Here is a 25,695-nt window from a genome sequence, read left to right as displayed (position 1 = left end):
GGCCCTGCCGGAGGATCTTTTGATTACCTTTCAAGCTCCCGGTTCTTGCGTGGGGTATCAAATTCCTTTTTCATGTAAGGCTTACCTGCAGAGGAACTGCCCAGTTCTTCGCGCTCCATATCAAGCTCACGTTTTTTTGTGTAAAGAAAGCGGACCATATCATACTCGAAGGGGGATCCGGTCTGGTAGTAGCGGAAAGGAACATTGGCGCGCAGATTAAGTCCACGGATGGTGGATTCACCAATACCGATGGCTGTGCGTCCATCGGTTACCCCGGCAAGGTCGTAAACCCAGTTCATTTCATACCAGAGCAAGGCGAAATCACCCAGTGCTCCGCCTGAATCACGCACGTTGGAGGGGCCGAGAATAGGCAGGACCACATATGGTCCGGGTGGCACTCCCCAGACGCCGAGTGTGTCCGCAAAACCTGTTTCCATGCTTTTCAGGTTCCACATTGAGGCGATATCAAATATGCCCAGCAGTCCGATGGAAGAATTAATTACAAAACGGGAAAAGGCGCGCCCAGTCTTTTCTCCATTGAATTGCAGGATTCCGTTGGTAAATGATTTGACTTCATTAAGGTTATTGACCGCGTTGGTCACCCCATCGCGTACCGGAGGCGGCAGGATAGTGGTATAAACGTCCACTGCCGGAAGGTAGATGGCCCGGTCAAAACGGGCGTTGAAAGAATAGATGTGGCGGTTCATGGAATCCCACGGATCGTACACATCCAGAAAGTGGAGGGCTGCAAGTTTCTTTTCCTTACCCTCAATCGGAGCACGGGATACCGGGGCAATGAACCCCTGCGGTTTCAAGGTCAAAGAGGGATCCTCTTTGATTATGGTGGCACAGCCCTGAAGCAGCAGGCAGAGCATAATGAGGCAGAGTAGTTTGCGCATCATCTGATCAGCTCCTGCGCTTTGCGGGCAAAGGGGCCAAACATAATGTTGCCGCAATGTCCGCCATGTGGAAAGAGGATGGCCCGCTGCCCGAAGGTCTTTTTCAGGAATTCAACATCCGCACTGTTCAGGATGATGTCATCTTCATTGCCTAGAACGAAAATTTTTTCTGATTTGCTCAGGTAATCACTGATACTGCTGAGATCGCAGTTTTTGACCAGCTCTCCTTTTGTTGTTCCCGGTTTAATAAATTGCAGGTAAGGCAGTAGGTACTCATCCACGTAATCCTCAAATGTTATGGCCGCCGCCACCCGGATGTAGGGCATTAGGTTATCTCCCACGCCGAGTTGCTTGTTAACCGGGACGATATACCCGGCATTGAGGCATACATCGGAACTGAAGATCATGCTTGAGGACGACATCCTGAATGCTGCGGCAATAATGGCCCGCATGTCCATTTCCGAAAAATGTTTGTGCTGTGAAAGGGCATAGAGAAAGTTGTCATCAAGGTCGACAATATCTGACTGGACGTAGATTTCCGAGAAAGCTTTAATAAGGTTGTCGATTACCTGCCGTGGTGTTCTCTTCCCCAGATTTTCCGGGCTGAGCCATGAATCAAAGCGCAGTGCCGATGAGTACAGGCTCACCGGTGGGTTGAGCATCAATACCCGCCGGAAATGAAAATCCTTGCGCTCTTCGTCAAGCTTGGCAAGAAAGGCCGAGTGCATGGCCCCGAGACTGTACCCGGTGATGCTGTAATTCCGAATTTTATATTCACCTTCAAGGTCGGCTTTAATCCATTTCATAGCCCGGTAAAGGTCCTCCACATCGTAGGGGACGTAGCCGGGGGCTGCGTATTTGGAAAAACTGATTACGGAATTCATGTGGGTAGGCGATGAAAGTGCAACCACATGGAACCCTGCTTCATAAAAAAGCTGGGTCAGGAATCTCATTTTCGTGGAATCATGTTCAGATCCGGTTCCGGCAATTATGAAGAGCAGGGGGGCTTCACCTTCCTGCATGGCCGTGGAGTAGTAAAAATTTTCATCGTACCAGAAAATGTCCGGAATCCTGCGTTCATCAATTACAATCTCGCATTCATCAGGCTTGACTGGTTTTTTTAATTTATACATCAATTCCGGAGGGGTGCCGAAAATTGTTGCTTTGTAAGGATCTGTAATGGGAAACTGCTTTGTTTCCGCATGCGCAGAAGCGAACACACAGAACATGATCAATATCAGTGCGTAAAACACGAATAAGATCTTTTTTCCCGGCCCATAGAGTACTTTTGACATCTTTTATATGTAGCAATAGTTAAATTGTTTGTAAATTCAAGGTTGACATAAATCTGTTTAGCAACTAAACACTGTAGCTATGAGAAGTGTAGAAGAAATAATTCCCCACATGCGGGAGATCGGCAGGGTACTGGTAAAGTACAACATGGTTGAGCGCAGGGCCTTTGATTTCGGGATTGGCATAGAACTTTATCCCTCAGAAATTCATACTCTTTCAACTGTTGATCAGCTTGGAGGATGTGGTGTGACAGAGCTGGCTCGGGAGTCCGGGGTCACGAAAGGAGCCACTTCACAGTTGGTCAGCAAATTGGTGAAAAAAGGGCTGATGGTTAAAAAACCTGATCCTGAAAACGGCTCAAAAGTGATTTTGCGTCTCACTGAACTGGGCAAAAGAGCCAGTGACAACCATTACAAATTCCACTTGAGCCATGACCGTGCCTTCATCAACTTTCTGCAGGAAATGACAGAAGAGGAGCTGCTGGTGTTTGATGAAATCTGTAGTAAAATGAATGAATGGATGGATAACTATCTAAAATAATTTTTTTAACCAGAGTGTTTATGTGCTAAACACTTTCGGAGGGTTCCATGAATTATCCCAAACCTGAGCAAGATTTTTCACCGGTACATGGATTGATCATACGCGGAGTGACCTCGCAGGCCATAATGGAAGCTGTTAATTTTAAACTTTTTGATACCCTTGAAATGAAATCGGCAAGTGCAAAAGAGTTGGCGGAATTTTTTGAATTTGATGAGCTTAAGCTAAAGTCAATGCTTGACCTGCTGGAGGCATGCGATCTGGTTAAAAACACGGATGGCCGGTTTTCCAATACTCATATATCAACTGAATATCTGGTCAGCACATCGCCTCTTTATCAGGGGGTAGCCATGGGATTGACTATGGATTTTTGCACTGCGGTAAACAGAGACATGGGAAATCTGCTGAAAGGAAAAGTCAGCAAGCGGGATGAAACCGATAACAATTGGGGAGCTGCTGATGCCATGGAAGGGACTGCTCAGGAGTCTTTGAGCAGCGGACTGCATGAGACAGTTTCTGCCATCAGCAATCTGCCCGGATTTGATGATTTTCGGCTTATGGGGGATCTTGGCGGGAATCACGGAAACTATACCATGGCGATTTTGTCCCGTAATCCCAAAATGGACGGAATGATTTTAGACCTGCCGCATGTAGTTCCCTTGGCTGAGGAGCGCTGCCGGGAAATGGGCTACGGCAAGCGGATCAGCACCGTCGGTCTTGATATGTGCGAAGATGAACTCCCTCAAAAGAATTTCGATCTGATTTTTACGTCACATGTTCTTTATGCCTGCCGGGGCAATATGAAGCCGTTGCTGGAAAAGATAGCCCGATCCATACGACCCGGGGGCTGGTTTTGTGCTAATCATTACGCTAAGTCCGGAAGTCCTATGTCCACCCAGACCATTGCTTCGCTGGAGGTTATCACAACTTTTGCAGGATATTTTTCACATTTTATTGAACCTGATGCTCTGGAAAATGATTTGAGGGAGTGCGGTTTTGGTAATTTTCGCAGGACATGGAGCGATTCCAGCAAAGGAATCATACTGGTTTCAGCCCAGAAAATTTAGGAACTTGTAACGCTAAAGCGTTTTACAAATTGGTTTTGCCTTTAGTGGCTTTTTTCGGGATTCTTAAACTGTTTGCTAAAAGTTTAAGAATCCCAAATTTTTATATTATGGCTGTACCGTCTAGTTTAATAGTACGGCTGCGATGTTTTTTAATCTTCCATATCAACCAGCATGCGCGGTTCAGGGAGGTACTCGACAATCCACCTGGTCCATTGCTCGGGTTTTACAAGTTCCATAATTTTTTGAGCCACTTCGTGCCCTTCAAAGGGTTCCTTGTAATCATCCAAAACTGTTGCGCCCTTGAAGATTGGGCAGAAGTCGCCTTTTTTGTGGGGGAAAATGGTGAAGTCAAACATATCGATAAGAAAACCGTCCAGATTTCCTTTGGCAACCCAGTCGAAAATTATTTCATAGCCCGGCTTGCTATGACGCGAGAAGCCATAAACCTCGGCAATTTTTTCAATTCCTTTGTCTTCATCGCCCATGTGAAAGTTTTCGGAGGTTATCTCCACATGCGGCTCAAGGGAAATCATTTCCAGCGCGAGATCCTGAAATTGTTTTAGAGTAAGGATCTTATTCATTGGTAGATTCTTTTATGAAGTTTGCGGCGTCAAGCAGATCATCAGCAATGAAATCCGCTTTACCTACGCATCTGGGTTCTTCCTTAAGGCCTTTTCCGGTACGCACCAGAATGGTTTTGGCCTTGCGGGCCATCCCCAGTTCCACATCACAGAGCTTGTCACCGATGACATAGCATTCTTCTGGATTGATGCCGAACTCCGCAATGGCTTGATCAAACATGCCCGGAGCCGGTTTGCGGCAGTTGCATTTCTGATCCGGTGAGTGAGGGCAGAAGTAGACGGCTTTGAATTCAATCCCGTGTTCTGCCAGCAGTTCTGCCATGCGAGCGTTTACCGCATGCATATCGTCTTCCGAATAATAACCGCGACCAATTCCTGATTGATTGGTAGTTACAAGGAGCGTATAACCGGCATCCTGCATGGCTTTCAGGCCTCGTGCAGAATTAGGGAAAAGTTCTACGCCGTCCGGATCGCTCAAATAATGCTTATCAACTATTATGGTCCCGTCTCGGTCCAGCAGAATAAATTTCATACATTGCTCTCACTAAAAAAGGAGGACTGAAAAACAGTCCTCCTTTGAATATTATTTAAAAGATGCCCAGCCTTGCTTAAAGCGATTGCCTACTGAAAGTTTGTAGGAAAATCGAGAAAACCATTATCACAACTCTGCAGTGAACAGATTTGAGCGGTGCCTGAAATTATCGCGCCGAAGGAATTCTTAACCTATTTTCTTCTGGGCAAATTTGAGCATTTTCTCCGCTTCGGCAAAGTTGGGGTTGATGGAAAGTGCTTTGGATGCAGCTTTAGCCATCCTGTCCCACTTCTTCCAGTCGTAATAAAGGCGGCCGGTATTGAAGTAGAGATACTCGTCTTTCTTGTTTATTTTCAAGGCCCTGAGGTAGTATTTTTCAGCAGCCTCAAAATCTTTCATCTTGCGCAGTACAATTCCGATACGGTTGTAAAGGAATATCGCATTGGGATCGTTCTTCAGCGCTTCTTCCAGATATCCAAGAGCTTCGTTGTAAAGCCCGGACTTAATGAACTTGTCAGCAATTTCAGCCCTGAGTTCGGTATCATCCTTGAATTCTCTGACCAAAGCATTGAAGAGCTTCTGAGCTTCGTCAACCTTGTCTTCTTCAATAAGGGCCTGACCTTTCTCCAGCTGATCCCGTTTCCGCTTTTCCATGGCCGCGAGAAGTTGCTGCGCTCCTGCACTTACGTTTTTTTGCAGTTCATGCAGAATTTCACGTAATGTTTCAAGGAGTGCTTTTTCTTCTCCGGGAGCATAGTTGATTATGAGCGGATAGTCTTCCCTGAGCTTTTTATCGCTGTTGAGGATGTGTACAGTGCTGTCAATCAGCTCCTGAAACTCCTCGCGCTCGGATTTCATCAAACCGCCTTTACACATAATCAGTACAGCATCATATGCCGCTTGTACCGCAGCCATGGCTTTTTGCTGCTTGAGCAGGGAAGGTACTGTTGCCAGTTTTTTTCTGGCATTGGTCAGTTCACCGGACATATCTGTCTCCGACGTATTGATTTACCGCTGTTTATTTTCCGGTTGCTTCTTTTACCAGCTTACGGAATCTGGCAAAGAAGTAGCAGCTGTCGTGCGGGCCGGGAGCTGCTTCCGGGTGAAACTGGATGGCGATGATCGGTTTGCTTTTATGGGCAAAACCTTCCAATGTTTCGTCATTAAGATTCTTGTGGGTGATTTTAAGATCGGAACAGTCGGAAATGTCAACGCAAAAGCCATGGTTTTGCGAAGAAATTTCAATTTTCTTGCTCTCCATGTCCATAACGGGGTGGTTGCAGCCGTGGTGACCGAACTTCAGCTTGAAGGCTTTACCGCCGAGAGCCTGTCCCAGAATCTGGTGTCCGAGGCAGATTCCCGCTACGGGCAGATCTTCGCAGTAGGACTTGGCGCTTTTGACCGCGCGGTCGAGAACAGCCGGGTCACCGGGCCCGTTGGAAAGGAAAATTGCATCAGGTTCAAGTGACCTGACCTGTTCTTCACTGTAATGTGAAGGTACACAAAGAACCTCAAAGCCCTGTGCATCCAGCAGACGCAGGATGTTCCACTTAATGCCGTAATCAATTACAACAAGGCGTGGTTTTTTGTTGCTCCAGTTGTATCCGGAAAAAATCTCAACCGGAACGGGCTTACCGTCCTGCCATGCATAGCAGGTTTCGGAAGTTACGGTGTCGGCAAGGTTCTGTCCTTCCATGGTGGGCAGTTCCTTTGCTTTTGCAACCAGTTTCTCCGGGTCAAGTTCTTCGGTGGAAATAATACCGCGCATGGCGCCATTGAGGCGCAGGTGGCGTGTCAGCGCACGGGTGTCGATGCCTTCAATGCCCATTACCCCGGCTTCTTTGAGGTAATCCGGCAGGGACATTACAGAACGCCAGTTAGAAGGATGCTTGCAGCATTCTTTTACTATAAAAGCGGCAACATGGATTTTTGCGGATTCAATATCTTCTTTGGTAATGCCGTAGTTGCCGATTAGCGGGTAGGTCATGCAGACCATTTGTCCGGTGTAGGAGGGGTCGGTAAGGACTTCCTGATATCCGGTCATGCCGGTATTGAAGATGGCTTCGCCGCCGGACTCGCCAGGGCCGGTAAAGGAGGAGCCTTCGAAGTAGGTGCCGTCTTCAAGTGCCAGAATGGCTTTCATATTTTCTCCCTCTCAAGAATCTTAATGGCTGTATCCAGGTCTTCGGGACGGTCCACTCCATGGCAGGAGTGTTCGGTAATGGTGACATGGATGGGTATTCCGTTTTCCAGCAGTCGGAGCTGTTCCAGTCTCTCTCTCTTTTCCAGAGGTGAAACATCCGTGCCGGCAAAGGTTTCAAGGGCTTCCATGCGGAAACCGTAAAGGCCGATATGTAGAAGGTAATCCCCGTCACCCTGATGGGAAAATGGAATGGGTGAGCGGGAAAAGTATAACGCCCGGCCATCTTTTGCAAGTGCTACTTTAACCCGGTCCGGACTTTTTGCCTCCTGCGCACAGATTGGTGAAGCCAGAGTTGTAACCCGGACTCCGTCTTTGGCAAAAGGTGAGACCAGCTCGCTGATCATGGCCGGTTCAAGGCAGGGCTCATCTCCCTGAATGTTGACTACAACGGAATCTGCAGGCAGCTCAAGTTTGCGGGCCGCCTCCAGCACTCGGTCAGTACCGCTGGTGTGGTCCGATGCAGTCATAACGGCCGGAACACCATATTTCTCTGCAGCTTCCATTATGATTTCACTGTCAGTGGCAAGAACTACTCTGTCCATTTCCGGGCATTTGGAGGCCCGGTTCCAGACATGCCAGAACATGGGTTTTCCACATATATCTGCCAGCGGTTTACCGGGAAACCGGCTTGAATCATAGCGGGCAGGGATTATGCCATAACATCCGTAAGTTATACTCATTAAAATTAAATATTCCTTTTAATAGCCGCGCAAGCTGCTTCGGTTCCTCCGCGCATATCTGCGAGGTATTTTTCAAAATCCTTCTTCACCTTTTCAGGTTTGAAGGCCCGTTTACTGATGTCGAGAAGGGCTTGCAGTACATTTTCCCAATCCTGTTCCTGACGGGCCAGTTTTTTCTCGAAAATTTCTTCGCCCACCCATGTGAAATTCGACCAGTAGGGACCTATCACCGGGGTGATGCCGTAAGAAAGCGGTTCAAGGAAGTTCTGCCCGCCTACCGGGGCCAGCGATCCGCCGATAAAAGCCGCACGGGCAAGTGAGAATGCGGATTGCATTTCACCGAATACATCCCAAAGTACCACATGGCCGAAAGGTACGGTTGTATCGATTTCTGAGCGTAATATCCATGGCAGGCCTGCGTCTTCAAGCATTTTTTTCCATGCCTCAAGGCGGTGCATGTGCCTTGGGAAAAGACCGATCACAGTTTTGGGACGTTCCTTTTTCAGGGCGTCAGCCAGCTTGAGAACCTGTGATTCTTCTTCCTTGCGTATTGAGCCGAGGATGATGAACGGGGTTTTGGGCCGGAATATGGATGAAAGCGGGTTGGCAGTGTAAGGTACTGCCGCGGCTGTTCCGGTGCTGTCGAATTTGACATTGGGCATAGTCGATACTTTTTCAATTTCAAAAAGTGTTTTGAAGCGGGTGGCATCATCTTCGGAAATGGCGAGGATTTCTTCAGGAGCCACGGAGTGGAAAAAGTCCGGCAGGGCCATGTATCCGGCAAGGCTTTTGGTCGTCATGCGGCCGTTAATGATGATGACTTTTACGCCGAGATCTTTACACGCAGAAAGAAAACCGGGCCATATTTCAGTCTCAATGAGCACCACCAGTTTCGGGCAAACTGCTTCAAGGGCCCTGCGTGCGATGTCCGGGCTGTCAAAGGGAAAATAAGTTGCGGCTGCGGAAACATTGCGCGGGTTGGGATTCAGCCGGTACGCGGTCCTCTCAAGTTCGGAAAGTCCCTGCTCAGTGTTAGTGGTCAGCAGGAATTTCGTAGGGCTGCTCATGGTGATATTTTCCATGATCCGGGTGGCAATCTTGGCTTCGCCTGCTGAAGCTGCCTGAATCCAGACATCCGCACGTGGCGGCAGGCTGTGTTTAAGGGTTCTGCGGTCGAACCCTTCTTTCAGCCTGTCGTTCTTCTTGAGGAAGGGGATGGCGGCTTTCCAGCCGAGGCCATAAAGAAATGATGCAGCTTTGAGTTTTAGCGATACTGACATGTGTAGATCCTGACGTTTCCGTTTGAAAAAAGTTACTTCCGCTTTTTTTGTCCCAGTTCAATGAGCTTTGCGATCAGCTCGTTGAATGAATAACCTGCTTCCTGAGCGGCCTGAGGGACAAGGCTTGTGGGAGTCATGCCGGGAAGTGTATTTACCTCCAGCAGGTAGGGTTCTCCTTCAGAAATTATAAAGTCCGCCCTGCTGTAATCGCTGAGGCCCAGCAGCTTGTGAACCTTGGCTGTGATCTGCTGGATTTCTGCCGTCAGTTCCGGGGCGATTGGGGCCGGGCATATTTCTTCCGCCCCGTCTAGGGCGTATTTACTGTGGTAATCAAAAAAATCGGCATTTTTCGGAGGATTGATCAGGATCAGGGGCAGCGGTTCCCCGTCAAGAATTCCGCAGGTAACCTCAATACCTTTGGTGTATTCCTCAACAAGAGCGCTGTCGCCAAGGTTGAAAACAGTCTCAATCCCTTTTTCAATTTCTTCCTGTGTGCGGGCAAAAGTCATACCGAGACTTGATCCGCCGTTGTTCGGCTTGATGAAAACCGGAGGCTTCAGCTCGTCCAGTCCTTTGCAGCCGTCAGCAGCACATACCAGTTCCCAGTTTGGAGTGCGGATGGAGTGGTGATCAAACACGGTTTTGGCGGCAGCCTTGTTCAAGGTCAGGAAGGAACTTTCCGGCATTGCTCCCTGATAGGGGCAGTTTACCTGATTGAGCATGGCCTGAATAAGGCCGTCCTCTCCCGGGGAACCGTGCAGATTAATAAAGGCAAAGTCCGCATGTTCAGCCAAAAGCAGTATGTTCTTGAAGTCTTTCGCCGGGTCAACAAATTCAACATCGTGCCCGAGTTCGAGAAGGGCTTGTTCAATGCCTTTTGCTCCGCTAAGGGAAACATCCCTTTCATCAGACCAGCCGCCCGCAATCAAGAGAACATGCATTCAGATCAACTCCGATAAGTTTGCCGAGACGGTCCTCCAGTCCAAGGGCCTGCTCGTAAGTTTTATGAATTCTTTGTTTAATCTTTTCGGTCTTGCCGTAGCGGACCTTCAAGTCATTGAATCTTTTTTCGAGTGTAGTGAAGGTGTCATGCATTACGCGTTTGTCTGCGTAGCTTATGACCAGCGGAAGGAAATATTTGTCAGCCTCCGGTTCGAAAGGCCAGAACACGTGGTGCAGTACGCCCATGGCAATCACCGGGTTTCCGGTAAGACGCATGGCCCATGCGGCCCCGATCTGACTGTGGTTGCCGCTGTGATATATACAGTAGCTTTTGGCTATGTCGTGCAGCAGGGCAGAAGCCTGAATTGTTGGAATGTCAACATTTACTCCTGATTCAATTGCAAGAGTCGCGGTCTGAACTGCCACCTTGGCAACAAGCATGCTGTGGGACTTGATGTTATCCAGCATCCTGTAATCATCCCACCACGCGAAGCATTGCCGGGCGGAGGGAACTCTCCAGGAAGGATCTATTTCCACCGGCGGGGGCGGAATCAGGGATGACTCCATGGGTGGGTAGCCGGGGGTAGGTTTGTCCGGGGTTTTTATCAAATTGATTTTATTCATAGAAAATTGCCGTAACCGGTTGTAGGCTGAAACTCCCTTTTGTTACCACTTTGCGCTTTAAAAGGCAAAGGGCAGGAAACAACGTCTCCAGCCCTTTCTCTTTTAATAAAAGTGAAAAGCTATGTTCAATGAAAATCGTTTTGATTATTTCGGTTTTTATTCAGGTACATCTTCCTGCAGCAGAGGATCGGAAAGAAGTTCCATTATTCTTGCCATGTTGAAATCATGGGCTCCGTCAATGGCTCCCTGGTTGGCACTGGCTTCCATGGTTTGTTCAAGAAGTTCGTCGGGATTTGCGTCAGCAGACCTAAGCCCGGCTTTGATGTTGCCGGAAACCGAGTCGAGTTTCTGCTCGCGGGTGACATTTGCCGCAGAAGGTGATCCGATATTTTTATTTCTGACGGGTGTTTTTACTGATTCGTTAACAAAACTGATTTCCATTTTAGTTCCTCCTGATTTTATGAAAAACATTCAAGCACGAATTGTTCCGGCAAACAAATGTACTTTAATTATAGGTGTTTATTTTTTTAATGGAGGACAAAAATTCCGTGCTTTGTGTCTTAAATGAGAGAAATAAATGTAAAGATTTTCCGCTTTTTTCTAAAGAAGGAACTAATTATGTATACGTTGCTTAATGATTGCGTTATCAGGATGCTTCGTGTTTAGACATTTTTGTGTGAAATATGCAAACTCGCACAACATTTCACTTGAATTTTTTTTGCCAAGGTTTTATTTGGCACTTTGGGTGAGTGAGAAATTTTCTCCGAAATTGGATTTCGGGAAATTCACTATATCCGTTGTTAAAGCGCCAGGCGCGCTTTTACGATTAATTTCTTAGGAGGTTTTACATGGCAATCGTTGAATTTCAGGGAAAAAGCTTTGACGTAGACGAAGATGGTTTCCTGCTCAAGTTCGAAGACTGGTGCCCCGAGTGGGTTGATTTCTGTAAAGAAAGCGAAGGCATCAAAGATCTGAACGAAGAGCACCAGAAGGTTATCGACTTCTTGCAGGATTACTACAAGAAGAACGGTATCGCACCTATGGTCCGCATCCTTTCCAAGGTTACCGGATTCAAACTCAAGCACATTTATGAGCTGTTCCCCTCCGGACCTGGTAAGGGAGCTTGTAAAATGGCTGGTCTGCCCAAACCTACCGGCTGCGTATAGTTTATAAGTTAATCAGTTTGTGAATTGTGAAGCAGTCGCGGTGACTGTTTCACAGCGAGTCCAAAGTCAGAAAAACCCCGGGGATCGGCTCCGGGGTTTTTTTTGATTAATGCAATATGGTCAGTGTCTTATGTTTTGCTATTCTTTTTCGTGCTCACAAACAGACTCGCTTTCAAAAAAGTCATTCACATCTATGTTTCTGTGGGGCCAATGCGCGTCTATTGGTAGCCCCGCCTTTCGGGCAGGTCTGGCAATCTCAAGCGGGGTATGCGCCCGTCAAGTACTCTGTATATAATTGGCTCAAGGGGGCGAGAATCGGGATACCTTCTAGACTGTCCAGCAAATCTATCATGCGCGTAAAAGCTGTCAGCAAGACATAATGAAAGTTAAAATTAACATTTATTGTCATTCCATTTTGCAAAAGCAGGACGGGCTTTATTGATTTGTACGTTGTCAATTTTCATATTTTGCGATGATTCTTCAAGGTCAATTGTTGTGGTATTTTTGAGGCATGGTTGATACGGGAGTAAATGCGTTCCCGTTTTTCAATAAAGGAGTAGTTATATGTTTCGAAGCGCCATCGGCTATGCAGAGGGTATTGATACGGCTTCAGTTGTCAGACAGGCAGTCAGGCAATTGAAAGACAATCTGGACGGAGATGTTCCTGCTGCAATGATGATATTTGCCAGTAGTGAGTTTGACCATTCACTTATGCTGGAAAACATAACCGCATCTTTTCCGGATATTCCGCTGGCCGGCGGGACGACTCTTGGGGAATTCAGTTCCGGTTTCGGACTCAGCGACGATTCAATTATTCTTACGGCTTTTGTTGCCGATTCAATTTGCTTTGCTTCCGGGCTAGCAACCAATTTGAATGATGACCCGAGGACAGCTGTTCTGGACGCATGGCAAAAGGCGGTGGCAGATCTTGGTGAAAAACCGAAGTTATGTTTGGTTTTCCCCGAGTCTGGGGTCAGTAACGTCGGACATGTGTTACGAGTTTTTTCGGAAATGTCCGAGGAGGAAAATTGCGTCCTGGCCGGAGGAATTGCTGCCAGTGGTCCCGGCAGTCCGCAGCCGCCGGTTTTATTTCATGAATCCGGATCTATCAGGAAAGGAGTTGTTTTCATGCTGATCGGCGGTCCTCTCTCTGTGCATAGCGTGGCCTGCCGTAACTGGAAGGAAATAGGAAAATCCGGAACTGTGACTGCTTCCAACGGCCATGAGATTTATGCAATTGATTCACGTCCTGCCGTCGAATTTTATCGGGAACATCTGGGGCCGGAAGCCCCTCCTTTGCCGGAATTTCCTTTGAGTGTCAGGAAAAAGGGACATAAAAATTTTTCAATACGCGGTGTTTTAGGTATCAACGAAAGTACTGGGGCTATTACTCTCAGTGATGACATACCCGTTGAATCCACTTTGAGACTGACCAAATCCAAACCTCAATTTCTGTTGGAAGGGGTCTACAGCAAATTTCGTGAAATTCCGCGTGAAGTAATTGACACGTCTTCAATTGCATTAGCCTTTTCATGCGGAGCACGCCGCTGGATGCTGGGTACCGGAGCCCATAAGGAAATAGCAACCATTAAGCAGGTGTTACCGTGCAATTTTCCTCTGGTTGGTTTTTACAGCTCTGGAGAGATTGGGCCTGTTGTGCGTGATGGTCTTCCCTTGTTGCATAACCATACTTTGATCGCTGTTTTACTTGGTGAAGAGAATGCTGAGGCCATCTCCAGGCCGGAGTCATGCTGCAAGAAATGTTTAAACGATCGTAAACCTACAATTGAAGGGTTGCAAAATGAAAATGAATTTTTAGCCCGCAAGCTTACCCGAGCAGAGTTCAATCTCAAAAATATGGAGAATCACCGTACTGCCGGACTGACTCTGATGTTGAATCTTCAGGCCGGGTTGAGAAAAAGTGAGGAGAAATATCGACGGGTTGTTGAGACCTGCACCGAGGGATTTCTGCTTATGGATAAGGAATGCCGGATTGAGTATGTCAATGATGCATGGTTGAAGCTTACCGGTTTCACAAGGAATGAAGTTCTCGGAACTTCCCCGGAAGCATATACTTTGGACGGGATTATGGGGATCGATCCCGGTCAGTTTCAGGATTTGAAAGGCCAAACGCGTGAAACTGCCATTATTCATAAAAAAGGGCAGCATGTTCCTGTGCTTATCAACTCGAATGCCCTTACAAGCGATTCCGGGGAGTTGATGGGATATTTCTCTTTTACCGCAGACCTTACGGAACAGAAGAGGGCGTTATTGCTTGCCGGTCAATTTCAGCAAAGCCTTCTTCCATCTGAAGCTCCTGACATCCCGGGACTGGAGTTGGCCGGACGTTCCGATCCTTGTGATGAAGTGGGGGGAGACTATTTTGATTACATCTGCTCCACCGAAGGTTGCTGTTCTCTCGTGGTCGCAGATGTGTCGGGACACGGAGTGGACGCATCGCTTCTGGTCAGCTCTGTGCGTACCTATCTGCGCAGTCATCCCACTGATAAGGATAACCTCGGCGAGATGGTCTCCAGCCTGAATGCCCAATTAGCGCAGGATGTCTGGCAGACAGCAAGGTTTGTAACCCTTTTTCATCTTCTGGCGGATTCCCGTTCTGGGGAACTCGTCTGGGTGCGGGCAGGACATGATCCTGCTTGGGTTTATGATCCTGACGAGGATACATTTCAGACTCTTGAAGGACATGGATTGCCTCTTGGTGTACTGGAAGATACCCGCTACAAAGCCTACAGACTTGGGGTGAGACCTAAGAATGCAATTATCATAATCGGTACGGACGGTATCTGGGAATCCCGTAACCTTAACGATGAGATGTTCGGGAAAGAACGCTGTCTGGAAGTAATTCGCCGTAACGCTACCGAGGATGCCCATACCATCAGGGACAGGGTTTTTGAAGCCGTTCAGCAGTTTTCGCACGGTGTGCGCGTTGATGACGATATGACGTTGGTTGTGGCCAAGTTCTACGAGCAGACCTAAGCTGTAAAGCACAATCCAGCTTTCCATACCTTTCTAACGTCTAAGTACGGATTTGTAATTGCAAATTCGTGCTTTGGCGTATCTGTTCCCCTGATCATGACCCTGACGGCGGATTTATCGGCGGAAGAGTTTTTCTTTTCGAAGGTGGTGTTACCTCTAGTAGTGCAGTTGCCGGTGCATGCTTATTCTCAGTTAATTCTCATTCCAACTGTAATATTCCGTCCTCCGTTTTTTGCCTTGTACAACAATTCGTCACAGGCAGTTACCACTTCCTGTGGTTTTATGTTACGGCTGGCATTAACAGTAAGTACTCCGATACTGATGGTTAAAAAATCGTTTACATCTGATCCTTCATGCGGGATGGCAAGTTCATCAACGTTGGCGCGAATGTTTTGCGCAACAGTTAGAGCCCCTTCTTGACCCGTGAATGACAGGATGCATCCGAATTCCTCTCCACCATATCTAAATGCCATATCTGAAGGGCGGTTGAGTGCCTCCTGAATGGCATGCCCCACGGCTCGTAGACAATCATCTCCTGCAACATGACCGTAGATGTCATTGAATTGTTTGAAGTAATCAATGTCTATAAGGATTAGGGAAATGTCAGCCCCGGCACGACTGTGCTCTTTGATTTTTGCAAGCATAGTTGTGTCAAACAGGCGTCTGTTGAAAAGACCAGTAAGGCCGTCCTTGTTGGCCTGTTCCGCCAGCACTTGATTAGCTGCTTTAAGCTCTCTGGTTGTGCTTGCAACAAGATGGCTTAACACTTTCTGTAACTGAAACCTTTTCAAGTCCTTTTCTGATCTGCTGGAATTATCCAGTTCCTTATGACGAATATTCGTATTACAGCTGTCTGATTCTGAAAGGGCTAGAATCGTCATTGTCTGTTGAAAAAAATTAGGCTCCTGATCCTGCGTAGTATAGTATTCACCAAAGGTGAAAAAACCTGCAGAATGATTACAGCTTTTCAAGGCATCCATATCAATGTTGATATCATCTCCGAAAAGTTCTTTTCTAGATATGCAGGTATATACAAATGTAACTCCAGGGTCAGATGCCTTAATATATTGTTTCAATTTCAGGGCACTTTCTTCCAAGAGGCTAACATCATAAAAACTGAACTGGACCTGTTCTCCTGTGTGTAGTTTTTGCATGAGTTCAAAAGATCCGTCCCGATTGACAGCTGCGATGGGATTTGTCGTCCGGATGTCCCCCTTATTTCCTCGTGTGACCATGAGGGGGAAGTTGTTGGCTAGGTATAGTGAAGACGGATCGGACTCAATTCCAAGATAATATCTATATATCTCGTTCGCCGGTTTGTCGTCTATGCTGTAAAGTCTGGAGTTTTTAGAATGGGTGACAGTCATCTTTTTCCCGATAGGAACCCATCCCAGATCATAAGCTGTATAAATACAGAGTTTGGGACCGGAGAGAGATGCCGCAACAAAACCTTCTGTAGTAAACCCTTTTTCAGTGAATACATAAACAGTGCTGTTTTGTTCATCATATCCGCCTGCCTGCCCTCCTGCCAGTGGTATTCTTCCAAGTTTTTTGCTCAGTGCTTTTAGGAAGGGGAGATCATTCAGGAAATTTCCATTTTTAAGTCCACAGCCGAAAGCAATGACGGCTTTGGGAGAACTTTTTTCAAGGGCGGTTCCCATGGTTAGTCCCGCAGCTTTGAGATCATCGTTTTGATCAACTAAGGATGTTTTTACTTTTGTGTGATTAAAAAGTGAAATGCTGATCACAATGGAGTGTTTTGTTACCTGTGCATTGATTATTTCCCCTGCAGAGCTTGCTCCTATTATGGCTGTGCCGGGGAAAAATTCCGTAAGTTTTGAAAGGAGTAATGTAATTTTTTCTTGGTCAGATGTGCCACAGAAAACTTGGATCAATATTTGATCAGGAGGGTGGGATGCTATTTTCTTCTGAAGCCTCAGAAGGTCTTCATTTCCTTTAAAATCAATACAGAAATGCCTCATGGACGGATTCCTCGCAGATGTGGGATATTCACCTAAGTATTCGTACATCCTAATATGTTTGTAAAATATCACATCATTTTGATTTAGTGAACTTATGTTGTTTTAGTTCCATGTTTCCGTATTGAAAGGGAGTTCCAAGTGACCCAGCTAGGTATATGATTTTTGTGGCTATTGCTGCCTAAAAACAGGGGAGAGTATAAAAGATTCCCGTGGATTTCATGCCATTAAATTAATATACTCTATGCCGGGAATTTTCAGGGATTCGGAGGCGGCTGCGGCTACAGCAGCAGCCCTTAATACGTGAGGAACGTTATCCTTGCTTGAAGAATCATCTTTCAGGTTGTTGTGATTGGGGTAACAACCCGGCTGCACCATAATTGTACGCCATCGGCATTCATGCTTCAGAAACTTTCTGAATAGCATGAAATCAGTCTGCCATGCATTTAAGCACTTACCGTTGAACTCTTCCAATCAGCTGGTTCAAAGAAATAAAATCCGTGAACCTATACCATGGATCCGCAAGCATCTCGGGAGAGGCAATTTCTTGGTCTACATCACCTTGCATGAATTTATCCATGATCAGTACTGTATCGGCTTTGTCTTCGAATGCGGCAAAGAACTTTTTTTGAGCCTGAGTTAACATTCCGTAATTTTTAGAATTGAATAAATTTTTAGCCAGAGCAGCATTTACTTGACCGGCATAGCCAATGGAAATTTTTTGTTCAGGTGAAATCAGTTTGGTGCATATGCGCACTGCCGTATAGCCGGGCAGGGAACCCAATCCGCTTGCAGCTGAACCGGGCGGAATGAGGAATGTTCGGCAGTAAAAGTTATCTCCGGCAATTTTTTTTGTATAAATGCCGGTATTTGGAAGCTTTCCTCCCGGTACCTGTTTAGGACGTACATTCCAGCCCTGACGGGCATCGATGATTTCCACCCATGCTCCTTCTTCTCCATCCCGGTCTGAATAATAATAGGAATGAACATTGGCCTTGCCCTTTGTCTCCCTGAATTCTCCCAGATATTCCAGCCCATTGAATTTTATGGTCAATGCCGGTGATTTTGAGGAATAAAATCCATGCTTCCCCGGTATTTTTCTGGCGACGCATCCGCAAAGTATTAGCGATGCCAGCAGAGCGAACAGCAGCAATGTTTTTTTCATGATCTCATTCCTTGATTCAGGTTTGGTGGTCTAAATCTTTTGCAGATCCTTTAGAATTGTATCAGCGGTGCGCGCTGCCACGCCCGGTTCGCCGATCATTTTCCGCAGCTCCTGCAATTCCATTCTTACCTTTTGCGCTGATTCCGGAAAACCTATCCATTGCCGGATCTGTTTGTAAAAGTTGTCTGCGGTGGCGTTTTCAAGCAGGTATTCCGGCAGGATTGATTTGTCAGGGATTATGTTGGCAAGGCTGACGTATTTGATGTTAAGTACCTTTTTTGCCAGATATCCGCTCAGTGCGGACATTTTGTAGGCAACCAGAGTGGGGGTGCCGATCAAAGCACACTCAAGGGTCGCTGTTCCCGATGCAGCCATTATTACATTGGAATTGCGCATGAGTCGGTATCTGTTTTCAGGCTGGTTGATGGTTACCGGGATATGATCCGGCCAGAAACGGCGGAGTTTTTCTTCTTTAACTCCCGGTGCGCGGGCAATGGAAAATTTCAGTTCCGGGAAATCCTTTGAGAGCCGCTCGGCTGCTGCTGCGAATTCCGGGAGCAACGATGATATTTCTTTACTGCGGCTGCCCGGAAGGATTCCGACCAGATTGGGGTCCGGGTCAATGGCATCCAGCTCATCTAGGGGCATGAGGTCCAGCAGCGGATGGCCCACGTACTGGGCATCAACACCGCGGTCCTTGAAGAATTGCTGCTCGAAAGGCAGAATACACAGGATTTTGCGTACATTTTTTTGCAGGAATTTTGCCCGTCCCTGCCGCCATGCCCAGATTTGCGGGGTGATATAATAATATACCGGGATGTCCAGCTTGCGGGCTATTTTGACCAGCCTGAAGTTGAAGTCCGGGCAATCAATAAGGATTATCGCTTTGGGACGTTCGGCTTTGAGGATATCTCCGATCTGGCCGAATAACTTGAGCAGGCGGGGCAGCTTGGGCAAAACTTCGGTCAGCCCCACCAGTGAGATCAACTGCATTGGATAGCGGATATCACAGTCCGCTTTTTCCATGGCTGAACCGCCCATGCCCATGACTTTCAGGCCTGGATCACGTTCCATTAGTTCTTTGGCAAGCCTTGCTCCATGCATGTCGCCGGAAGCTTCACCTGCATTTATCCATATACTGTTATTCTTTTCAGTCATTTTTATCTCTTAAATAAGTTGTAAAGCCGGACAATACGTTTGCATTTATTAAAAAGCAACGACCATGGAATCGTCCGTTTTGTACCAAAAATATAGACGATGATTTGATATGTCGTAAAGGGAACTGCTTGCAATGATGGATTAAATAGTGTTAAGTGTCACTGTGGTAGTGAGGTATTTTTTTAAATTTCATTTTATTAAGGAGTGCTAGATGGCTCAAAAGAACGTAAAAAATATGATGGGCGTTCTGTCCGGGGTTTTTGCCCATACCGGTCACCTCTCTAAAGAGGAAGCCATGAAAATGGCAGGCATGGACGAAGCAGAATTCAAAACTGTTTATGAAAAGGCTGCAAACGTCGTTAAAAAGCTGGAAAGCTACGACAGCGCAGCTGAAAAATATGACAAATTTTCTGACCACCTCTGGGAAGAACTTCAGGAATATGTAGAGAAGTTCGGCCCGTTTGGTGTTTAGTTTATTTTCCCGTTCATAACGGATAAAGGGGAGAAGGCGTTGCCGCTTTCTCCCCTTTTTTTATAGTAAGTACCAATTCCAGAACGGCTCTGCGTATAAAATGGTCAGCATTGACCCTAGTGCCAGAAAAGGCCCGAAAGGAATCATTGACCCATATTCCTGATCCTTATCCGCCACCATCATGACCAGCCCGGTAAGCAGTCCTGTGAAAGCCGAAACCGTGATCACCAGTGGCAGGTTTTGCGGACCAGCCAGGGCACCTATCATAAACATAATTTTTACGTCACCAAGCCCTAGTCCTTCTACTCCTTTCAATCCTCGGTAGAGCAGCCGCAGGGACCAGAACAGTCCTCCGCCGATGCCGGCACCGAGCAGTGCTCCTTCCCAACCTACAGGGGTGAAAAGGGCTGCGCAGGGAATGGCGGCAATTGAGCCGGGAATAGTTATGATGTCCGGCAGGATAAAGGTTTGCAGGTCAATGAACGAAGCCACAATCATCAATCCACCGAAAAACATATAGACCAGCCACTGTGCCGAAGCTCCGAAGGTAAGCATGAGCAGAACCGCCCATGCAACGGAAACCAGTTCAATCACAGCATACAGGGGACTGATTTTCTGTTTGCAGGATGAACATTTCCCGCGCAGCATCAGGTAGCTGAACAGGGGAATATTCTCATACCAGCGGATGGTGTGGCCGCAGGACGGACAGGTGGAACGGCGCGGGTTGGTCAATGTCTGTCCATTTATGTAGCGGAATACGGCACAGCCATAGAAGCTGCCTAGAACCGCGCCCATGAGGGCCGCAGACAGAATGTGAAAGATATTTATGGAAATCAGATGCATGTTGACCTTGGCTGACTTGAAGATTTAGGGTGTTTCTGCAAAACAGTTGCATCCACAAGTGGATACGACACATAAGATAATTGAACAAGCTTTCTACGGAGACATAAAAAATGGGCGGCAAATATAGATTCATACCGGAACTGACTGCGGAAGAGCTGGCTGGTAAGCAACTTGAAGGATTGAAATGGACCGTTGCGCACACAGCCGCTAACAGCCAGTTTTACCAGAAGCAATATAAAGAACAGGGCGTGGAGCCGGGCGATATCAAGTCCCTTGAAGATTTACAGAAACTTCCTTTCACCACTGCCGACCACCTCAAAGAGGGCTATCCGCTGCCGTTGCTTTCCGTTCCCGAAGAAGATGTTGTGCGCATTCACGGTTCCAGCGGAACCACCGGAAAGCGTAAAATCCTGTCTTATACCCGCAAGGATATCGAGACATGGAAAAACATGTTCGCCCGCTGTTATGAATTACCCGGATTGACCACTCTTGACCGGGTGCAGGTCTGCGTGGGCTACGGTTTGTGGACTGCAGGGGCCGGATTTCAGCTCGGGGCAGAGCATTTCGGGGCTATGACCCTGCCTGTAGGGCCCGGGATGCTTGAGATTCAGCTCCAGATTCTGGAAGATCTGGGAACTACCTGCTTGTGTGCTACCGGGTCAATGGCTTTACTGCTCGGCGAAGAAGCCCAGAAAGCCGGAATTACTGAGCGGCTTAAACTTAAAAGATGTATTTTCGGTGGAGAAGCTGTTTCACCCAAGATGCGCAAGCAGTTTGAAGAGGCTCTCGGGCTGGAAGGCAGTTACGATATTACCGGTATGACCGAACTATATGGTCCCGGCGCAGGTATTGAATGTAACGCCCATGAAGGAATCCATTACTGGGGCGACGAATATATTGCCGAGATTATTGATCCGGTTACGCTTAAACCGGTACCGGATGGTGAAGTTGGTGAATTGGTGGTGACCACCCTGAATAAGGAAGCTTCCCCGCTTGTTCGTTACCGCACCCGTGACCTGACCAGAATTCTTCCCGGCGAGTGCTCATGCGGTTGTTCCATGCCCCGTCATGATATAATTTCCGGTAGAAGTGACGATATGTTCATTTTCCGTGGAGTTAATATTTATCCCGGCCAGATTGCTTCCGTACTGGAATCTTTTCCCGAAGCCAGCTCCGAGTACCAGATTTACCTTGAGCGCCGTGAAGGGCTGGATCACATGTCTGTAAAGGTTGAACGCAAGGTCGGAGTATCTGAAGATAATGACGCTAATCTCGCCAAAGCTATCTGCGAGGAAATCAGGAAATTCATCCTCGTGCGGGCCAATGTGGAAATCCTTAAGCCCGGCCTTCTGCCCAGAAGTTTCGCCAAGACCAAGCGCGTATTTGATGAGCGGGGGTAGTTGCCTACCCTCTCCTTTGACCACACAAGGCAGCCAATAAAAAAAGCCGCCGGGCGAATCACCCGGCGGCTTTTTATATTTATTAAGTAGCAGAGACTATCTGCGGCGTCTGTCGTCACGACGTCCGCCGTCACGTCCACCGCGTCTGTCGTCACGGCGACCACCGTCACGTCCGCCACTGGGACGCCCACCACTGGGACGACCGCCGTTCATCTTGAATTTTTCAAGATCGACTTCCTGTCCGGCCTGCTCCATGAGCCATGCCTTACGGGAAAGACGGATACGTCCGTTGGGCTGTACTTCAACAACCTTGACGGTGATTTCCTGACCGAGCTGTACAACATCGGTAACTTCAGCGATGCGTTCAACGTCGATCTGGGAAATGTGCAGCAGACCTTCGAGACCGGGCAGAATTTCAACAATCGCACCGATTTCGAGGATCTTTTTAACGGTACCCACGTAGTTTTTACCCAGTTCTGCGGTCTGGTCGTAGTATTGAACCATTTCCACAGTTTTCTTGAGGGATTCCAGAGTGGGAGCGAAGATGGAAACCTTACCGGAATCTTCGATGTCGATGTCGGCTGCGGTTTCAGCAGTAATTGCTTTGATGTTTTTACCGCCGGGTCCGATGAGATCGCGGATCTTTTCGGGGTTGATCTGCAGTACTTCCATCTGGGGAGCGTTAACGGAAAGTTCGGCTCTGGGTTCTGCAATCACCTTTTTCATATCATCAAGGATGATCTGACGGGCTTCTTTGGCCTGACCCAGTGCGCTGCGCAGGACTTCTGCGGGAATGCCGCTGATTTTGATGTCCATCTGAATGGCGGTAACGCCTTCTTCAGTACCGGCAACCTTGAAGTCCATATCTCCGAGAGCATCTTCGTCACCGAGGATATCGGTAAGAACGTAGTACTCTTCGCCTTCTTTGCACAGACCCATGGCGATACCTGCAACAGGTGCGCTGATGGGTACACCTGCGTCCATGAGAGACAAGGTTGTGCCGCATACGGAAGCCATGGAGGAAGAACCGTTGGAGTCCATTACCTCGGAAACTACGCGCATGGTGAAAGGAAATGAATCTGCTGCGGGCAGAACCGGGCGCAGAGCTCGTTCAGCCAGAGTTCCGTGGCCGATTTCACGACGGGAAGGTGCGCGCAGGAAACGAGCTTCACCCACGCAGTACGGGGGGAAGTTGTAGTGCAGCATGAAACGTTTGCTGTCTTCACCAGTGAGGGTCTCAAAACGCTGCTCATCACGGGTGGAGCCCAGTGTGCAGACAGCGAGAGCGGAAGTCTCACCGCGGCGGAACAGGGCGGAGCCGTGGGTCATAGGCAGGCTGCCCACTTCCATGGAAAGGTTACGTACGGTGGTCAGGTCACGACCATCAATACGAACGCCTTTTTCAACAATGCGTTTACGCACAATTTTCTTTTCAAGGTCACCCATAATATCACCGACAGCCTTAACTCTTTCCGGCTCTTCGGGGAATTTTTCTTCAACCAGAGCCTTGGCTTTGGCCTTAACTTCAGACTTGGCGTCCTTACGTTCCAGCTTGGCGGGAATGGTCAGGGCCTTGTCGAGTTCATCGGTGAAGTTCTCGGTAACGATGGTGATAACTTCTTCGTCTTTTTCAGGTTCAGCCACTTCCATTTTCGGGCGGCCGACTTTCTCACGCAGAGCGTCCTGCAGGTCGAACATCGGTGCCATCTGTTCATGGCCCCATTCCAGTGCTTCGGCAATGGTGTTTTCGGGCAGGAACTGGGAGCTGCCTTCTACCATGATCACTGCGTCGCGGGTAGCTGCGAATACGAGGTTGAGCTCGCTCTGCTCGGCGACACCTTTGTAGGTGGGGTAGAGAACGAATTCGTTATTAACGTAACCGACGCGTGCAGCAGCAACAGGACCGTTGAAGGGCAGGTCGGAAATATGCAGGGCAGCGGATGCACCGGTCATAGCCAGAACATCGGGGTTGGTATCGGTATCAGCGGAAAGAACGGTTGCGATAACCTGAACTTCGTCGCGGTAAGCTTTGGGGAACATGGGGCGGATCGGGCGGTCCATGAGACGGGAAACAAGGGTTTCACGGTCGGAAGGACGACCTACTTCGCGGCGGAAGTAACCGCCGGGGATGCGTCCCGCAGCGTATGTTCTTTCAAGGTAGTTACAGGTCAGCGGAAAAAAGTCGCGCGGACCGTCGGCGGGCATGCCTACGGCTGTGACGAGAACAACAGTTCCGCCGGATTTGATCAGAACGGTTCCGTTGGTCTGGTTGGCCATGCGTCCGGTTTCCAGCGTAATGTCGAGATTTCCGACATGACCGGATACGGAGGTAGGTTCAAAAGGTACTAACATTTAGATTCCTCACTAAATAAGTTGTAATAATGGAACCCGATGCTGTCCGAATTTTCCAGCCGGCTAAGGGAGGATTTCATTTTCGGGGATGAACCCCTTCCTCAGCCAACTAAAAATTGTTGCAGGAGAGCACGGATTCCTTTGTTGAATCCTCTCTAGCTACCATCTATCTGATGGCAGGCAAGATGAAAATACAAATGTCTGATTAATTATAAAAAAAGGGGAGGGTAAACCCTCCCCCGAAACTGCTTATTTGCGCAGACCAAGTCTTGCAATAAGATCACGGTAACGCTGAATGTCTTTGGACTTTAGGTACTTCAGGATGTTTCTACGCTGGCCGACCATTTTCAGCAGGCCGGTGCGGGAGTGGAAATCCTTTTTGTGGCTCTTGAAGTGGTCGGTCAGGTATTTGATTCTTGCAGTAAGAAGAGCAACCTGAACTTCAGGGGAACCGGTGTCACCAGGCTTGGTCTGGTATTCTTCAATAACTTTTGCCTTGTCTTCAGCAGTCATAACCATAGCGTTATCCTCCAATTCACGTTTAGACGTGAATGTTTAGTTTGTGCCGGAAGTGGATAATCCCGCGGGGAATCAGCCCCACAGGCCGCGAAGAATTACCCAGAGAAGTTTGCCGTCAATCTGCTTTGTCTCCATCAGAGCCAGAGCTGTACCGTCGGTATCAAGGAACATTGCCCTTTCTCCTTCGATAATTTCCTGATCAGCAGCTATATCCTTCACGGGGATTCTTGTACCGTTCCTGATGGCTATGGACATGTCTTCCGATACGGTAAACCTGTGCCAGTGGGGCAGGGCATCCGCAAGGGGGATGATCCGAGCCTCGAATCCTTCAGGATCGGCAAGAACCTCATCAAGGTTATGCGCTTCACTGAGCCGATAAGGTCGGCTTTCTTCACGCCTAAGTGATTCCATTACCGCGCCGCATCCGAGCCGCGACCCCAAGCTATGGACCAGGGAGCGAATGTAGGTGCCGGCAGAGCACCCAACCCGGAAACGGGCCAGTGGCAGAGTCACTTCCAGCGGTTCTGCGTCAAATATTTCAATGCTCTTGATTTTGACCGGGGTTTCTTCCCCTTTTCTGGCCAGTTCATAGAGCGGTTTGCCTTTATGCTTTGCAGCCGAATAGGCAGGAACTTCCTGACTAGTCAAGTCATTCCAGTGCAAAATTTCATTTTCCACCATTTTTTCTGTAATTTCAGAAATGTCCCCGGTGGAGGTTTCAGCACCCTGAATGTCGTAAGTGTCTGTAGTTCTACCAATACTCAAACTACCGGTGTATACCTTATCATGTCCCAGCAGATAAGGCCCGAGTTTTGTGGCCTGTCCGAGCATGACCAGCAGAACACCCTCCGCCAGAGGATCAAGGGTACCTGCATGGCCGATCTTGTACTGTTTTAGTTCTCGCTTGATTGAATTCAGGCAATCAGTAGAAGTCGGTCCTGAGGGTTTGTTCAGTACCAGAACACCATGTTTCTGGAACGGGCTTATTTTAGGTTTTCTTCCCATT

General features: G+C 48.0%; 25 protein-coding genes. 6 read left to right on the top strand and 19 right to left on the bottom strand.

Annotated elements, in window-relative coordinates; translation table 11 throughout:
- Positions 1-23: 23 nt before the first annotated feature.
- Together ACKU41_RS07255 and ACKU41_RS07250 are read right to left on the bottom strand one after the other, a co-directional pair.
- Complete coding sequence (locus tag ACKU41_RS07255) at positions 24-902, bottom strand: VacJ family lipoprotein (RefSeq protein ID WP_321404827.1); 879 nt, start codon at positions 900-902, stop codon at positions 24-26.
- A complete protein-coding gene (locus ACKU41_RS07250) occupies positions 899-2,032 on the bottom strand; it encodes an alpha/beta hydrolase (RefSeq protein WP_319780672.1) in 1,134 nt (377 codons plus the stop codon). The genes ACKU41_RS07255 and ACKU41_RS07250 overlap by 4 nt, the downstream gene beginning before the upstream one ends.
- 241 nt (positions 2,033-2,273) lie before the next feature.
- Between ACKU41_RS07250 and ACKU41_RS07245 the strand changes: the two genes are divergently transcribed.
- Together ACKU41_RS07245 and ACKU41_RS07240 are read left to right on the top strand one after the other, a co-directional pair.
- On the top strand, positions 2,274-2,732 hold the full coding sequence (locus ACKU41_RS07245; protein WP_321404826.1) for a MarR family transcriptional regulator: 459 nt from the start codon (positions 2,274-2,276) through the stop codon (positions 2,730-2,732).
- Positions 2,733-2,779: 47 nt separating this feature from the next.
- On the top strand, positions 2,780-3,796 hold the full coding sequence (locus tag ACKU41_RS07240; RefSeq protein WP_321404825.1) for a methyltransferase: 1,017 nt from the start codon (positions 2,780-2,782) through the stop codon (positions 3,794-3,796).
- A gap of 149 nt (positions 3,797-3,945) precedes the next feature.
- Here the strand turns inward: ACKU41_RS07240 and ACKU41_RS07235 are convergent, their stop codons facing one another.
- From ACKU41_RS07235 to ACKU41_RS07195, 9 genes are all read right to left on the bottom strand, one after another.
- On the bottom strand, positions 3,946-4,377 hold the full coding sequence (locus ACKU41_RS07235; RefSeq protein ID WP_321404824.1) for a hypothetical protein: 432 nt from the start codon (positions 4,375-4,377) through the stop codon (positions 3,946-3,948).
- On the bottom strand, positions 4,370-4,909 hold the full coding sequence (gene gmhB / locus ACKU41_RS07230; RefSeq protein ID WP_321404823.1) for a D-glycero-beta-D-manno-heptose 1,7-bisphosphate 7-phosphatase: 540 nt from the start codon (positions 4,907-4,909) through the stop codon (positions 4,370-4,372). The genes ACKU41_RS07235 and gmhB overlap by 8 nt, the downstream gene beginning before the upstream one ends.
- 186 nt (positions 4,910-5,095) lie before the next feature.
- Positions 5,096-5,896 carry a tetratricopeptide repeat protein gene (locus ACKU41_RS07225; protein ID WP_321404822.1) on the bottom strand — a complete coding sequence of 267 codons (801 nt, stop codon included), beginning with the start codon at positions 5,894-5,896 and terminating at the stop codon, positions 5,096-5,098.
- Between the two features lie 31 nt (positions 5,897-5,927).
- On the bottom strand, positions 5,928-7,052 hold the full coding sequence (gene carA / locus ACKU41_RS07220) for a glutamine-hydrolyzing carbamoyl-phosphate synthase small subunit (protein ID WP_321404821.1): 1,125 nt from the start codon (positions 7,050-7,052) through the stop codon (positions 5,928-5,930).
- The gene (gene kdsB, locus ACKU41_RS07215) at positions 7,049-7,792 is read right to left on the bottom strand and encodes a 3-deoxy-manno-octulosonate cytidylyltransferase (protein ID WP_319780665.1); all 744 of its coding nucleotides are present in this window, start codon (positions 7,790-7,792) and stop codon (positions 7,049-7,051) included. Before kdsB ends, carA begins: the two co-directional genes overlap by 4 nt.
- A gap of 5 nt (positions 7,793-7,797) precedes the next feature.
- Positions 7,798-9,072 (bottom strand): glycosyltransferase N-terminal domain-containing protein, encoded by a 1,275-nt coding sequence (locus ACKU41_RS07210; protein ID WP_319780663.1) that lies wholly within the window; start codon positions 9,070-9,072, stop codon positions 7,798-7,800.
- Between the two features lie 32 nt (positions 9,073-9,104).
- Positions 9,105-10,013, bottom strand: a complete 909-nt coding sequence (locus ACKU41_RS07205) for a D-alanine--D-alanine ligase (RefSeq protein WP_321404818.1) — start codon at positions 10,011-10,013, stop codon at positions 9,105-9,107.
- Entirely contained in the window at positions 9,979-10,638 is a 660-nt protein-coding gene (locus ACKU41_RS07200) for a phosphohydrolase (RefSeq protein WP_319780661.1), read from the bottom strand. The genes ACKU41_RS07205 and ACKU41_RS07200 overlap by 35 nt, the downstream gene beginning before the upstream one ends.
- A 156-nt stretch (positions 10,639-10,794) precedes the next feature.
- On the bottom strand, positions 10,795-11,079 hold the full coding sequence (locus ACKU41_RS07195; protein ID WP_319780660.1) for a hypothetical protein: 285 nt from the start codon (positions 11,077-11,079) through the stop codon (positions 10,795-10,797).
- Between the two features lie 407 nt (positions 11,080-11,486).
- Between ACKU41_RS07195 and ACKU41_RS07190 the strand changes: the two genes are divergently transcribed.
- Together ACKU41_RS07190 and ACKU41_RS07185 are read left to right on the top strand one after the other, a co-directional pair.
- Positions 11,487-11,804 (top strand): TusE/DsrC/DsvC family sulfur relay protein, encoded by a 318-nt coding sequence (locus ACKU41_RS07190; protein WP_015850868.1) that lies wholly within the window; start codon positions 11,487-11,489, stop codon positions 11,802-11,804.
- Positions 11,805-12,368: 564 nt separating this feature from the next.
- The gene (locus ACKU41_RS07185; protein WP_321404817.1) at positions 12,369-14,801 is read left to right on the top strand and encodes a SpoIIE family protein phosphatase; all 2,433 of its coding nucleotides are present in this window, start codon (positions 12,369-12,371) and stop codon (positions 14,799-14,801) included.
- Positions 14,802-14,989: 188 nt separating this feature from the next.
- Here the strand turns inward: ACKU41_RS07185 and ACKU41_RS07180 are convergent, their stop codons facing one another.
- The 4 genes from ACKU41_RS07180 to lpxB all read right to left on the bottom strand — a co-directional run bounded on the left by ACKU41_RS07180 (position 14,990) and on the right by lpxB (position 19,103).
- Positions 14,990-16,783 (bottom strand): diguanylate cyclase, encoded by a 1,794-nt coding sequence (locus ACKU41_RS07180; RefSeq protein ID WP_321404816.1) that lies wholly within the window; start codon positions 16,781-16,783, stop codon positions 14,990-14,992.
- A gap of 216 nt (positions 16,784-16,999) precedes the next feature.
- Positions 17,000-17,206, bottom strand: a complete 207-nt coding sequence (locus ACKU41_RS07175) for a hypothetical protein (RefSeq protein ID WP_321404815.1) — start codon at positions 17,204-17,206, stop codon at positions 17,000-17,002.
- A gap of 28 nt (positions 17,207-17,234) precedes the next feature.
- A complete protein-coding gene (locus tag ACKU41_RS07170) occupies positions 17,235-17,945 on the bottom strand; it encodes a hypothetical protein (RefSeq protein ID WP_321404813.1) in 711 nt (236 codons plus the stop codon).
- 30 nt (positions 17,946-17,975) lie between these two features.
- Positions 17,976-19,103 (bottom strand): lipid-A-disaccharide synthase, encoded by a 1,128-nt coding sequence (lpxB, locus tag ACKU41_RS07165; RefSeq protein WP_321404811.1) that lies wholly within the window; start codon positions 19,101-19,103, stop codon positions 17,976-17,978.
- 211 nt (positions 19,104-19,314) lie between these two features.
- Here lpxB and ACKU41_RS07160 point away from each other — a divergent pair, with 211 nt between their 5' ends.
- On the top strand, positions 19,315-19,575 hold the full coding sequence (locus ACKU41_RS07160; protein ID WP_319780652.1) for a hypothetical protein: 261 nt from the start codon (positions 19,315-19,317) through the stop codon (positions 19,573-19,575).
- A 60-nt stretch (positions 19,576-19,635) separates the two neighbouring features.
- Here ACKU41_RS07160 and ACKU41_RS07155 read toward each other — a convergent pair whose 3' ends face one another.
- Positions 19,636-20,418: a prepilin peptidase gene (locus tag ACKU41_RS07155; protein WP_319780651.1), complete on the bottom strand. Its 783-nt coding sequence runs from the start codon at positions 20,416-20,418 to the stop codon at positions 19,636-19,638.
- Positions 20,419-20,528: 110 nt separating this feature from the next.
- Here ACKU41_RS07155 and ACKU41_RS07150 point away from each other — a divergent pair, with 110 nt between their 5' ends.
- Positions 20,529-21,818 (top strand): phenylacetate--CoA ligase, encoded by a 1,290-nt coding sequence (locus ACKU41_RS07150; RefSeq protein ID WP_319780650.1) that lies wholly within the window; start codon positions 20,529-20,531, stop codon positions 21,816-21,818.
- Between the two features lie 96 nt (positions 21,819-21,914).
- On the opposite strand, the gene pnp is transcribed toward ACKU41_RS07150, so the two are convergent.
- From pnp to truB, 3 genes are all read right to left on the bottom strand, one after another.
- Positions 21,915-24,170: a polyribonucleotide nucleotidyltransferase gene (gene pnp, locus ACKU41_RS07145; RefSeq protein WP_321404807.1), complete on the bottom strand. Its 2,256-nt coding sequence runs from the start codon at positions 24,168-24,170 to the stop codon at positions 21,915-21,917.
- A gap of 249 nt (positions 24,171-24,419) precedes the next feature.
- Positions 24,420-24,689 (bottom strand): 30S ribosomal protein S15, encoded by a 270-nt coding sequence (gene rpsO, locus ACKU41_RS07140; RefSeq protein ID WP_163292042.1) that lies wholly within the window; start codon positions 24,687-24,689, stop codon positions 24,420-24,422.
- A 72-nt stretch (positions 24,690-24,761) separates the two neighbouring features.
- Positions 24,762-25,694 carry a tRNA pseudouridine(55) synthase TruB gene (gene truB / locus ACKU41_RS07135; RefSeq protein WP_321404805.1) on the bottom strand — a complete coding sequence of 311 codons (933 nt, stop codon included), beginning with the start codon at positions 25,692-25,694 and terminating at the stop codon, positions 24,762-24,764.
- Position 25,695: the final 1 nt, after the last annotated feature.

The organism is Maridesulfovibrio sp. (genome assembly GCF_963678865.1).
GTDB lineage: Bacteria > Desulfobacterota > Desulfovibrionia > Desulfovibrionales > Desulfovibrionaceae > Maridesulfovibrio.
This window is presented reverse-complemented; position numbering and strand designations above follow the sequence as displayed.